This window comes from Streptomyces sp. NPDC049915 (genome assembly GCF_040656475.1).
In the GTDB taxonomy this organism is placed as follows: Bacteria; Actinomycetota; Actinomycetes; order Streptomycetales; family Streptomycetaceae; genus Streptomyces.
The window spans coordinates 128,939-140,827 of sequence record NZ_JBFAMH010000001.1 but is presented as its reverse complement, the minus strand read 5'-3'; the positions used below and the strand labels follow the sequence as shown (position 1 = coordinate 140,827).

Here is an 11,889-nt window from a genome sequence, read left to right as displayed (position 1 = left end):
TAGCGACAAGGAAACCCGCAGCCATGAGTCGTACGAGACTGTCCCTGATCGCCGCCCTCGCGCTGACCGCCGGGTCCGGAGCGGCCGCGCTGACGGCCGTGCCCGCCGGGGCCGCGGCCGCCGCTCCCGCCTGCACCGTCGGCTACACCGTGCAGAACCAGTGGGACACCGGCTTCACCGCCGCCGTCACCGTCACCAACAACGGCGCCGCCAAGTCGGGCTGGTCGCTGAAGTGGACCTACGGCGGCAACCAGAAGATCGGCAACGCCTGGAACACGAAGGTCACCCAGTCCGGCACCGCCGTCACCGCCGCAAACGAGTCCTACAACGGATCGCTGCCCACCGGCGGTTCGGCGAGCTTCGGCTTCCAGGCCTCCTACAGCGGCACCAACGCGGTCCCCGCCACCTTCACCCTCGACGGCGTCACCTGCAACGTCGGCGGCACAGGCGGCACGCCGACCCCCGACCCGACCATCCCGACGCCCACCCCCACCGACCCGTCGGGCAAGGCCGACAACCCCTACGCCGGCGCCAAGGTGTACGTCAACCCCGAATGGTCGGCGCTGGCCGCGGCCGAACCGGGCGGCAGCCGTGTCGCCAACCAGCCCACCTACGTCTGGCTGGACCGGATCGCCGCCATCAACGGCGTGAACGGCGGCATGGGCCTGCGCGCCCACCTCGACGAGGCGCTGAAGCAGAAGGGATCCGGCGACCTCGTCGTCCAGCTGGTCATCTACGACCTGCCCGGCCGGGACTGCGCCGCCTTCGCCTCCAACGGCGAACTCGGCCCGAACGACATCGACAAGTACAAGACCCAGTACATCGACCCGATCGCCTCGATCCTGTCCGACGCGAAGTACGCGGGCCTGCGGATCGCCACCGTCATCGAACCCGACTCCCTGCCCAACCTGGTCACCAACGCCGGTGGCACCAACACCACCACCGACGCCTGCGTGACCATGAAGTCCAACGGCAACTACGAGAAGGGCGTCGGCTACGCGCTGGACAAGCTCGGCGCCATCCCGAACGTCTACAACTACATCGACGCCGGTCACCACGGCTGGCTCGGCTGGGACACCAACATCGGCCCCTCCGTGCAGGAGTTCTACCGGACGGCGACCTCCAACGGCGCGAGCGTGAACGACGTGACCGGGTTCATCGTCAACACCGCCAACTACAGCCCCACCAAGGAGCCGTACTTCAAGGTCACCGACAGCGTCAACGGGCAGACCGTGCGCCAGTCGAAGTGGGTCGACTGGAACCAGTACGTGGACGAGCAGTCCTTCGCCCAGGGGCTGCGCGACAAGCTCGTCGCGGCCGGGTTCAACAGCAACCTCGGCATGCTGATCGACACCTCCCGCAACGGCTGGGGCGGCACCGCCCGCCCGGCCGGTCCCGGCCCGCTGACCTCCGTCGACGACTACGTCAACGGCAGCCGCACCGACCGGCGCATCCACGTCGGCAACTGGTGCAACCAGAGCGGCGCCGGCCTCGGCGAACGGCCCACCGCGGCGCCCGCCGCCGGGATCGACGCCTACGTCTGGGTCAAGCCGCCGGGGGAGTCCGACGGGTCCAGCTCCGCCGTCTCCAACGACGAGGGCAAGGGCTTCGACCGGATGTGCGACCCGACCTACGGAGGCAACGCGCGCAACGGCAACAACCCCTCGGGCGCGCTGCCGAACGCGCCGCTGGCCGGGCACTGGTTCTCGGCCCAGTTCCAGCAGCTGATGCAGAACGCCTACCCGCCGCTGCCGTAGCGCGGTGAGTGACCGCTCGGGGCCGGCCGTGGGGAGCTGGCCCCGGGTGCGACCGCCGGGGTCAGGACTCTTCGCCCAGGCCCCGGCGGATCGCGAACTCGACGGCCGAGTAGTCGCCGTCCGGCCGCTGCAGCGTCACCGGTTCCGCCGGGTGCAGCGGCGGCTGCGCCAGGAACCGGGGCCGCGTCCCGTGGTGCGGCTGGGAAGCGTGCACCAGGAACGGATGGCACAGGTAGACGTCCCCCGGCCGCCCGGTCGCGTACGTCACCGGGCGGTGCGCCGAGGCCGCGTCCACTTGCGGGCCGAGTTCCAGGAAGGAGGCGCCGGCCTCGCCGTACGGCTGCAGGACGGTCGGCACGTCGAGGTGCGAGCCGACCCTGATCCGGGTCGGCGCGTCCGCCTTGGTGACCTCGCTGAACAGGAACAGCATCAGCAGCGCCCGGTCCCGCGAGCGCAGATTGGTGTGGTAGTGCTCGGCCCCCTCGGGCAGATAGCTCGCCTCGATGTGCCAGCCGGCGTCGGCCGGCTCCTCCGGGTGCGGGAAGCGCAGCGGGAAGGTGCCGAGCGAGTACCGGGGCTGCCAGCGGCCCACCCCCACCAGCAGGTCGAACGCCTCGTGCAGCACATGGGTGTTGGCCGCGGCGGCGAACGGGCCCTGGGCCATCCCGCCCACCCACACCACCGGGTCCTTCCAGGTGCCAGGGTCGTCGGGGTCGTAGCCCGTCTCCCGCCACAGCAGCCGTGCGCAGTCCCGCGCGACGCGCGGCGGGACGGCTCCCTCGATCTTCACGAACCCGTCCCGCAGGAACCGTGTCAGCATCTCGTCGTCCACCGCGTCATGGTGGGCTCACCGGCCCGCGCACGCACCTCATTTTTGCCGTCCCGGCAACAGCGCTGGCCGCCGCGCGGTGCGTCGGCGCACGCTGGCGGCATCCGGAGGAGAGGCTGACCACCATGGCACACGAGCACCACCACGACCACCCGCACGGCCACGGCCACGACCACGGCGCCGACATCGACTGGGCCGAGATGGCGGCGTATCTGGAGTCTGAGGCCGAGCTGTTCACGCCCCTGTACGAGCGCGCGCTGGCCTGGCTGGGGAAGGAGGTGACCGAGCCGGGGCTGATCGTCGACGCGGGCAGCGGGCCCGGCGTGGTGTCGTGCCTGTTCGCCGAGGCGTTCCCGGGCGCCCGCGTGCTGGCCGCGGACGGCTCCGCGCCGCTGCTGGAGCGCGCCCGGGCCCGCGCCGAGCGCACCGGCGTCGCCGACCGCTTCGCCACCCTGGCCGGGGACCTGCCCGAGGCCCTGGGCGACCTCGACTACCCCGCCGACCTGCTGTGGGCCAGCCGCAGCCTGCACCACCTCGGCGACCAGCGCGCCGCCCTCGCCGCCTTCGCCGAGCGGCTGGCCCCCGGCGGCACGCTGGCCCTGCTGGAGGGCGGGCTGCCGGCCCGCCACCTGCCCCGCGACATCGGCTTCGGCCGCCCGGGTCTGCAGGCGCGGCTCGACGCGATGCAGGAGGACCGCTTCGCCCGCATGCGCGCCGAGCTGCCCGGCAGCGTCGCCGTGACCGAGGACTGGCCGGCGCTGCTCACCGCGGCCGGCCTGAAGCACACCCGCACCCGCACCTTCCTGCTCGACATCCCGGCCCCTGTGCCCGACCGGGCCCGCGCCCATGTCGTCACCGCCCTCGGCCGGCTGCGTGAGACCGTCGGCGACGGCCTGGACGCGGAGGACCGCGCCACCCTGGACCGCCTCCTCGACGCCGGTGACCCGGCGAGCGTCCACCACCGGCCGGACGTGTTCGTCCTCGCCGCGCACACCGTCCACACGGCGGTCAGGCCGTACTGACCGGCCGTCCTTGACATCGAGTGCGCTCCAACTGATGGACTCCCGCTCGTTCACGACGAACGACTTCTCAGGGGGCTTGTCATGACCGACTCTCCGGTCGCACTCATCACCGGCGGCGGCACGGGCATCGGGGCGGCCGTTGCGCGGCGGCTGCTCGACGACGGCTGGCGGGTGACCGTCACCGGGCGCGGTGAGCAGCGGCTGCGGGACTTCGCCGCCGGGCTGGGCGAGCCCGAGGGGCTGCTGACGGTCGCCGGCAGCGCCGCCGAGTACGCCGACGTGCAGGACGCCGTGGCGCGCACGCTCAAGGCGTACGGCCGCCTCGACACCGTCGTCGCCAACGCCGGCAGCGCCACCCACGACACGGTCGCCGAGGGAGATCCGGCGGGCTGGACGGAGATGGTGCTGACCAACGTGCTCGGCCCGGCGCTGCTCATCCGGGCGTCCGTGGACGCGCTGAAGGAGTCCCGCGGCCGGATCGTGCTGGTCGGCAGCGTCGCCGGGTTCGTCAACACGCCGGGCAACCTGTACGGGGCCACCAAGTGGGCGGTGACCGGGCTCGCCGAGAACACGCGGCGCCAGGTCACCGAGTTCGGCGTCGGCGTGACCCTGGTCGCGCCGGGCCGGGTGGAGACGCCGTTCTGGGATTCCTACGGCAGCCTGCCGCCCGGCCGTCTGCTGACCGCCGACCAGATCGCCGACTCGGTCGTCTGGGCGATCCGCCAGCCGGCCGGGGTCGACGTCAACACCGTCGTCGTTCGGCCCATCGGACAGCCCAACTGACGGGAGGCGCGCCTCAGTTGTTCTTCAGGAAGTCCCGGGCCAGCTGCTCGCCGAGAGTCACCGCCGCGCTGTGGCTCTCGAAGGGCGCGGCCCGGGAATCCGTGAACAGGATGTAGGTCACCGGGGCGTCGGTGCCGCCGTGCACCGGGTCGGGGTCCAGGCCCAGGGCGTGCGCCGTGGCGTACGACGCCTCCCCGATGATCTGCTTCGGGCCCACGTCGCCGACGACCGCGTACTCGACCTGGTCGTCGTGGATGACCGCCGCCACGCCACCGCCCCGTACGCCCGCCGCACGGTAGTCCCAGATGTCGCTCGCGCCGGGGACGACGACGAACGGCAGCCGGTCGGCGCGCAGCGGCTCGCCGTTGGACTGGTGGAAGGCGGTGTCGTCCTGGAGCGAGGGGTCGGTGGCCCCGCTGCACCGGGCGCTGGGGCAGCCGTCGCAGTCGACGTCCATGTCGGCGGTGAAGAACACCGCGCCCTTCGCCGCGCACACCGGGACGCGGGGGGTCTTGTCCTGGTCGGTGCGGTACAAGCCGTGCGACACCTGCTTGCAGGAGCGCACCTTGGCGAGCAGATCGGCGGCGGGGACGGAGCCCTCGTGGGCGAAGGCCGCGCCGGAACCGCGGCCGGCGAGCGCCGGGAGGACACCGGCGGCGAGGACGGCTGCCGCCGCCGCACGGAGGGCGAGACGGCGGGGGCGGGTACGCGCTGTGGGGAACGAGTGCACGAGTCCCGGACGCTAGCACCCCGATGCCCGGTCCCCGGGGATACGCCACGCCGCCCCGGACGGCGGGTGCCGGGGCGGCGTGGTGATCGGGTGACGATCGGGAGGAATGATCCTCGGACGGGGTGACGCCGAGACGAGGTGACGTCGGGACGGGGCGACCTCGAGACGGGGTGCCGCTCAGACCACGTCGAACGTCGCCGGGTCCGGGCCCAGCCGCCGGTCCTCGTTGAGCGCGCTGATCGCGGCGAGGTCCTCGTCGTCCAGGCTGAAGTCGAACACCGCGATGTTCTCCTTGATCCGCGACGGCGTCACGGACTTCGGGATCACGACGTTGCCGAGCTGGAGGTGCCAGCGCAGCACCACCTGGGCGGGGGTGCGGCCGTGCTTCTGGGCGATCGCGACGATCGCCGGGATCTCCAGGATGCCCTTGCCCGAGCCGAGCGGCGACCAGGCCTCCGTGGCGATGCCCTGCTCGGCGTGGTACTCGCGGGCGGCGCGCTGCTGGAGGTGCGGGTGCAGCTCGATCTGGTTGACCGCAGGGATGACCGAGGTCTCCGCGATGAGCCGCTCCAGGTGGGGCTGCAGGAAGTTGGAGACACCGATCGCGCGGACGCGGCCGTCGGCGTGCAGCTTCTCGAACGCCTTGTAGGTGTCGACGTAGGCGTCCTTGGACGGCAGCGGCCAGTGGATCAGGTACAGGTCCACGTAGTCCAGGCCGAGCTTGGCGAGCGAGGTGTCGAACGCGCGCAGCGTCGAGTCGTGGCCCTGCTCGCTGTTCCAGAGCTTGGTGGTGACGAAGATGTCCTCGCGGGGCAGTCCGGAGGCGGCGATGGCCTTGCCGGTGCCCTCCTCGTTGCCGTAGATCGCCGCCGTGTCGATGCTGCGGTACCCGGCCTCCAGGGCGGTGGCGACCGCCCGCTCCGCCTCGTCGTCCGGCACCTGCCAGACGCCGAAGCCCAGCTGGGGCATCTCGACGCCGTTGTTGAGGGTGATCGGGGGGACCTTGCTGCTCACGAGCTCTTGATCCTTCGGTTGTCCGTCAGGTGTTCCGCATATCGTCAACGATCACCGGCCGCGATGCATTCCTGACCGCGAAATCCGTCGCCGGCCGTGCGACGGCTCACACCTGGTAGAGCGCCTCCACCTCACGGGCGTAAGCGTTCTCGATCGCCTTGCGCTTCAGTTTCAGCGACGGCGTGAGCAGGCCGTGCTCCTCGGTGAAGGGCTGGGCGAGGATGCGGAAGGTGCGGATCGACTCCGCCTGCGAGACTAGCGTGTTCGCCGCCACGACCGCGCGGCGCACCTCGGTCTCCAGATCGGCGTCGCGCACCAGCTCCGAGGCGGTGAGGCGGGGCTTGTTGCGCATCTGCAGCCAGTGCTCGACGGCCTCCTGGTCGAGGGTGACCAGGGCGGCGATGAACGGGCGGTCGTTGCCGACGACGATGCACTGGTTCACCAGCGGATGCTCGCGCACCCGCTCCTCCAGCACCCCCGGCGAGACGCTCTTGCCGCCGGAGGTGACCAGGATCTCCTTCTTGCGGCCGGTGATGGTGAGGTAGCCGTCCTCGTCCAGCGAGCCGAGGTCTCCGGTGGCCAGCCAGCCGTCGTGCAGGGTCTGGTCGGTGGCCTTGGGGTTGTTGAGGTAGCCCTGGAAGACGTTGCCGCCGCGCAGCCAGATCTCGCCGTCGTCGGCGATGTGCACGGTCACGCCCGGGATGGGCTGCCCCACCGTGCCGTACCGGGTGCGCTCGGGCGGGTTCGCGGTGGCCGCGGCCGTCGACTCGGTCAGGCCGTATCCCTCGTAGATCTGCACACCGGCGCCCGCGAAGAACAGGCCCATCCGGCGGTCCATGGCCGAGCCGCCGGACATGGCGTTGCGGATCCGGCCGCCCATCGCCGCGCGCACCTTCGCGTACACCAGCTTGTCGAAGAACTGGTGCTGCATGCGCAGCCCCGCCGAAGGCCCGGGCCCGATGTCCCACGCCTTCGCCTCCACCGCCTCGGCGTACTTCACCGCCACCTCGACGGCCTTCTCGAAGGGCGCCGCCCTGCCGTCCTTCTCCGCCTTGCGCCGCGCCGCGTTGAACACCTTCTCGAAGATGTACGGCACGGCCAGGATGAACGTCGGCCGGAACGCCTGCAGGTCAGGCAGCAGCGCCGCGGCGTTCAGCTGCGGCTGGTGACCGAAGCGGACCTTGCCGCGGATGGCCGCGACCTGCACCATCCGCCCGAAGACGTGCGCCAGCGGCAGGAACAGCAGCGTCGCCGCCTCGTCGCCCTTCTTGGAGTGGAACACCGGCTCCCAGCGCCCGATGACCGTGTCCGCCTCGTACATGAAGTTGCCGTGCGAGATCACACAGCCCTTGGGGCGGCCGGTGGTGCCGGAGGTGTAGATGATCGTGGCCACCGACTCCGGGGTGACCGCCTCGCGGTGCCGGTGCACCACCTCGTCGTCCAGGTGGGCGCCCGCGTCGTACAGCTCCTGCACGGCGCCCTCGTCCAGCTGATACAGCCGGCGCAGGTTCGGCAGCCGGTCGATGACGGTGGCGATCGTCATCGCGTGGTCCTCGTGCTCCACGATCGCCGCCGTGCACTCGGCGTCGTACAGCATCCAGAAGCACTGCTCGGCCGAGGAGGTCGGGTACACCGGCACCACCTGGGCGCCGATCGTCCACAGCGCGAAGTCGAACAGCGTCCACTCGTAGCGGGTACGGGACATGATCGCGACCCGGTCGCCGAACCGGATGCCGCTCGCCAGCAACCCCTTGGCCAGCGCCAGCACCTCGTCGCGGAACTCGGCCGCGGTCACGTCCCGCCACTGTCCGGCCTCGTCCTTGCGGCCCAGCGCGACGTGCAGCGGATCGGTCTCGGCATGCCGGAAGACGACGTCGGCCAGACCGCCCACCGGCGGCGTCAGCGCCAACGGAGGGTTGGTGTACTCGCGCAAACCCACTCCCCGCTCCCCGGTTCCGGCGCCCGGCTCGTCCTTGGCGCCCGCGCAGCGCCGTGAAAGCTACCCCACGCGGCGGCGGGACGGGAGGGGCGAGGGCTGCGGGCGGCGCCGGGGTCCGCGCTGGTCATGGGCGGAAAATGGGCGCACATGCGGAAGGGTCGGACAGAAAACCGACGGTTCCGTAAGTTTCGGCGCCCCAATCTCCACCGAATCTGTACGACCGGGCCGCCGAGCGGTGCGGGCTCCCGTCAGCGCTTCACTTCGGTCAGCGTCCGCGCCCCGGATTCCGTCACCGTGGGCCGCTCGGCGCGCGGTGAACGGGCCAGTGTCAGCACCAGCGCGCCGCCGATCATCGCCACCGCACCCGCCGCGACCGACGCGGTGTTCAGACCCGAGGCGAACGCGGACCGCAGCGTGTGCTCGGAAAGGGCCCCGCGCAGCGCGCCCGCGCCGCCACCGGCCAGGGTGTGCGCGGCGTCCGGCGGCAGGGTGTCCCGCAGCCGCGTGGTCAGCACCGTGCCGAAGACGGCGATGCCGAGCGCGTAACCGAGCTGGCGGAAGGTGTTGACCGCGCCGCCCGCCATACCGGCGCGCTGCGGCTCCACCACGGCCAGCGCCGCGCCCGCGATACCCGGCGAGACCAGACCCGTACCGATCCCGACCAGCACCAGACCCGGCACCAGCGTCGTCGCCGTCGACCCCGCGTTCAGCACCGCCGAGCAGAACTGGCCGACGCCGATCAGCAGCAGCCCGCCGCCGACGGTGAGCCGCGCCGGCACGCCGTGCAGCAGCCGGCCGCCCAGCGCCGCCACCACGAACGAGGCCAGCGACAGCCACAGGAACACCAGGCCGCCGCGCACCGGGCTCATCCCGAGCAGCGTCTGCAGCCAGATCGAGGAGTACGCCATCACCGCGAACGCCGCCGGGTTGAAGGCGAACGCTCCCACCATCACGCTCGTGAACGCGGGCCGCAGGAACAGCCGGGGGTCCAGCAGCGGGTCGGCCACCCGCAGCTCCACCACGACGAAGCACACCAGCGCCAGCACCGCGAGGGCGAAGGAGAGCAGCGTCCCGGACTCCGTCCAGCCGTGCGACCCGGCCCGCACCGCCCCGTAGGTCAGGGCCCCGGCGAACGCGGCGAAGGTCGCCGTGCCGGCCAGGTCGATACGCCGCCGGCGCTCGCCGTGCGACTCCGGCACCACCCGCAGGGTCAGCCACACCGAGGCCACGCTCACCGGCAGGTTCACGAAGAAGATCCACCGCCAGCCCGGCCCGTCGGTCAGCAGTCCGCCGACCACGGGGCCCACCGCGGCCGCCGCGCCGCTCACCGCGCCCCACACGCCGAGCGCCACCGACCGCTGCCGGCCCTGGTAGACCGCGCCCAGCAGGGGCAGCGTGGTGGCGAACATCGCCGCCGCCCCCACGCCCTGCAGGCAGCGGGCCGCGACCAGCAGCCCCGGCCCGCCGGCCAGCCCGCACAGCAGCGACGCCACCGCGAACAGCACGACACCGGCCACATGCACCCGACGCCGCCCGAGGACGTCGGCCGCCGCTCCGACGCCCAGCAGCAGCGCGGCCAGCGCGAGCGCGTAGCCGTCCATCACCCATTGCAGATCGCTCAGCGACGCGTGCAGCGCCCGCCCCATGTCCGGCAGCGCCACGACCGCGATCGTCACGTCCAGCAACAACATGAACGTGCCCAGGCACACCGCCGTCAGCGGCCCCCATGTGCGCATGTCCTCAACTCCTCACCGATACCGGGACGCGTCTGCGCCCGGTTCCGTACCATGGGCCGTCCGTGGACGATCACATGCGAAGTGACCCTCTGGGTGACGGAATCCGACGGGAGACGGCGTGCTGGAGTGGGAATCCGACACCTTCGATGAGCTGGACCTGCGTCTGCTGTGCGCGCTGGAACTGAACGGGCGCGCCTCCTTCAGCCGGCTCGCCGCCGTGCTCGGGGCGTCCGACCAGACCGTCGCGCGCCGCTACCGCCGGCTGTGCTCCGAGGGCGGTCTGCGCGTCGTCGCCGTCCGGGACGCCGAGCGGCTCGGCCAGGACCAGTGGACGCTGCGGCTGCGCTGCGTCCCCGACGCCGCTCTGACGATCGCCGACGCGCTCGCCAAACGGCCCGACACCAACTGGATCGGCCTCGCCTCCGGCGGCACCGAGATCGTCTTCGGCACCCGGCCGCGCAGCGCCGGCGACCGTGACGACCTGCTGCTCGGCAAGCTGCCGCGCACCCCGCGCGTGCTGGAGATCCGCGCCCACCAGATGCTGCACCGCTTCTACGGCGGGCCCACGGGCTGGCTCGGCAAGTTCGGCGTGCTGCGGGACGACGAGATCGCGGCCCTGCGGCCGGAGCCGGTCCCGGACGCGGGACCCGCCCGCATCGAACCGTCGGACGAGCCGCTGCTGGCCGTTCTCGAGCGCGACGGCCGGGCCGGCTACCCGGAACTGCAGCGCGCGACCGGCCGCTCGGAGTCGGCGGTCAAACGCCGGCTCGCCGCGCTGCTGGGGTCGGGGGCGGTCTACATCGACGTCGAGTACCACTCGGAGATCTTCGGCTTCCCGACCGCCGCCGCCCTGTGGATCACCACCACACCGGCCACCCTGCACGCCGTCGGCGAGGCGCTCGCCACGCACGACCAGATCGCCCACGCCGCCGCGACCGCCGGCCCGTCCAATCTCACGGCCACCGCCGTCTTCCGCGACACCGCCGAGCTCTACGCCTACCTCAGCGGCCCCCTCGGCCGGCTGACGGGCGTCCAGCACGTCGAGGCCAGCCCCTTCCTGCGCCGGGTCAAGCAGCTGACGTATCCCATGCCGGCCCGCTGAACCCGTCGGCGCGTGCCCGGGTGTCCTAGCCGACGCCGGTCCGCCGGCGCCGCTGCAGGCGGTCGCCGCCCGCCAGGATCGCCGCGGCGAGGGCGTCGGCGGCGTCCTGGGCGGAGGTGCGGCGGTGGCCGTGCACCAGGACGAAGTCGACGCCCGACAGCTCCGGCAGACCGGCCCGGTCGGGGACGCGCACCAGGCCGGGCGGGACCAGGCCGCGGGAGTGCGCCATCACGCCGAGGCCCGCGCGGGCCGCCGCGATCAGGCCGTTCAGGCTGCCGCTGGTGCAGGCGATCCGCCACGGGCGCCCCGCCCGCTGCAGCGCCTCCATGGCGAGTGCCCGGGTGATGCCCGGCGGCGGGTAGACGATCAGCGGGACGGGCCGGTCGGGGTCCAGGCGCAGCCGTTCCGCGCCGATCCACACCAGGTCGTCCCGCCACACCAGCTCTCCGCGCGGATCCTGCGGGCGCCGCTTGGCCAGCACCAGGTCCAGCTTCCCGGCCGCCAACTGCTCGTGCAGCGTGCCGGACAGCTCCACCGTCAGCTCGAGATCGACCTCGGGATGGTCGTGCCGGAAGCCCTCCAGGATCTCCGGGAGCCGGGTCAGCACGAAGTCCTCCGACGCGCCGAAGCGCAGCCGGCCGCGCAGCCGGGTCCCGGTGAAGAACGCCGTGGCCTGCTCGTGCACCTCCAGGATCCGGCGCGCGAAGCCGAGCATCGCCTCGCCGTCCTCGGTCAGCTCCACCGCGTGCGTGTCCCGGGTGAACAGCGTGCGCCCGGTGGCGTCCTCCAGCCGCCGCACGTGCTGGCTGACCGTCGACTGGCGCAGGCCGAGCCGCCGCGCGGCCTGCGTGAAGCTCAGCGTCTGCGCGACCGCGAGGAAGGTGCGCAGCTGGGAGGGGTCGTACACGCCTGCCACCCTAGCCGCTCATCATGAAACGTGATGGCAGTCAGAGCCGTATGCCGGATTCCCGATCACG

At 72.5% G+C, this 11,889-nt stretch carries 10 protein-coding genes; 4 read left to right on the top strand and 6 right to left on the bottom strand.

Annotation, left to right across the window (positions count from 1 at the left end; translation table 11 throughout):
- Positions 1–23: 23 nt before the first annotated feature.
- Positions 24–1,757 (top strand): glycoside hydrolase family 6 protein, encoded by a 1,734-nt coding sequence (locus AB0J12_RS00555; protein WP_363261892.1) that lies wholly within the window; start codon positions 24–26, stop codon positions 1,755–1,757.
- Positions 1,758–1,818: 61 nt separating this feature from the next.
- On the opposite strand, the gene AB0J12_RS00550 is transcribed toward AB0J12_RS00555, so the two are convergent.
- A complete protein-coding gene (locus tag AB0J12_RS00550) occupies positions 1,819–2,577 on the bottom strand; it encodes a phytanoyl-CoA dioxygenase family protein (RefSeq protein ID WP_363262265.1) in 759 nt (252 codons plus the stop codon).
- 134 nt (positions 2,578–2,711) lie between these two features.
- On the opposite strand from AB0J12_RS00550, the gene AB0J12_RS00545 reads away from it, so the two are divergent.
- Both AB0J12_RS00545 and AB0J12_RS00540 read left to right on the top strand, forming a co-directional pair.
- Positions 2,712–3,608 (top strand): class I SAM-dependent methyltransferase, encoded by an 897-nt coding sequence (locus tag AB0J12_RS00545; protein WP_363261891.1) that lies wholly within the window; start codon positions 2,712–2,714, stop codon positions 3,606–3,608.
- 81 nt (positions 3,609–3,689) lie between these two features.
- The gene (locus AB0J12_RS00540; RefSeq protein ID WP_363261890.1) at positions 3,690–4,391 is read left to right on the top strand and encodes an SDR family NAD(P)-dependent oxidoreductase; all 702 of its coding nucleotides are present in this window, start codon (positions 3,690–3,692) and stop codon (positions 4,389–4,391) included.
- A 13-nt stretch (positions 4,392–4,404) separates the two neighbouring features.
- Here the strand turns inward: AB0J12_RS00540 and AB0J12_RS00535 are convergent, their stop codons facing one another.
- From AB0J12_RS00535 to AB0J12_RS00520, 4 genes are all read right to left on the bottom strand, one after another.
- Positions 4,405–5,121 carry a glycoside hydrolase family 75 protein gene (locus AB0J12_RS00535; RefSeq protein WP_363261889.1) on the bottom strand — a complete coding sequence of 239 codons (717 nt, stop codon included), beginning with the start codon at positions 5,119–5,121 and terminating at the stop codon, positions 4,405–4,407.
- Between the two features lie 177 nt (positions 5,122–5,298).
- The gene (locus AB0J12_RS00530) at positions 5,299–6,135 is read right to left on the bottom strand and encodes an aldo/keto reductase (protein ID WP_363261888.1); all 837 of its coding nucleotides are present in this window, start codon (positions 6,133–6,135) and stop codon (positions 5,299–5,301) included.
- Between the two features lie 106 nt (positions 6,136–6,241).
- On the bottom strand, positions 6,242–8,068 hold the full coding sequence (locus AB0J12_RS00525; protein ID WP_363262264.1) for an AMP-dependent synthetase/ligase: 1,827 nt from the start codon (positions 8,066–8,068) through the stop codon (positions 6,242–6,244).
- A gap of 254 nt (positions 8,069–8,322) precedes the next feature.
- On the bottom strand, positions 8,323–9,810 hold the full coding sequence (locus AB0J12_RS00520) for an MFS transporter (RefSeq protein WP_363261887.1): 1,488 nt from the start codon (positions 9,808–9,810) through the stop codon (positions 8,323–8,325).
- A 121-nt stretch (positions 9,811–9,931) separates the two neighbouring features.
- Between AB0J12_RS00520 and AB0J12_RS00515 the strand changes: the two genes are divergently transcribed.
- Positions 9,932–10,912: an Lrp/AsnC family transcriptional regulator gene (locus AB0J12_RS00515; RefSeq protein WP_363262263.1), complete on the top strand. Its 981-nt coding sequence runs from the start codon at positions 9,932–9,934 to the stop codon at positions 10,910–10,912.
- Positions 10,913–10,937: 25 nt separating this feature from the next.
- On the opposite strand, the gene AB0J12_RS00510 is transcribed toward AB0J12_RS00515, so the two are convergent.
- Positions 10,938–11,819 carry a LysR substrate-binding domain-containing protein gene (locus tag AB0J12_RS00510; protein ID WP_363261885.1) on the bottom strand — a complete coding sequence of 294 codons (882 nt, stop codon included), beginning with the start codon at positions 11,817–11,819 and terminating at the stop codon, positions 10,938–10,940.
- Positions 11,820–11,889 lie beyond the last annotated feature (70 nt).

Excerpts from the sequence above, each read along its gene's own strand:
- AB0J12_RS00555 (WP_363261892.1), top strand. The coding sequence starts at position 24 with ATGAGTCGTACGAGACTGTCCCTGATCGCCGCCCTCGCGCTGACCGCC.
- AB0J12_RS00550 (WP_363262265.1), bottom strand. The coding sequence starts at position 2,577 with ATGCTGACACGGTTCCTGCGGGACGGGTTCGTGAAGATCGAGGGAGCC.
- AB0J12_RS00545 (WP_363261891.1), top strand. The coding sequence starts at position 2,712 with ATGGCACACGAGCACCACCACGACCACCCGCACGGCCACGGCCACGAC.
- AB0J12_RS00540 (WP_363261890.1), top strand. The coding sequence starts at position 3,690 with ATGACCGACTCTCCGGTCGCACTCATCACCGGCGGCGGCACGGGCATC.
- AB0J12_RS00520 (WP_363261887.1), bottom strand. The coding sequence starts at position 9,810 with ATGCGCACATGGGGGCCGCTGACGGCGGTGTGCCTGGGCACGTTCATG.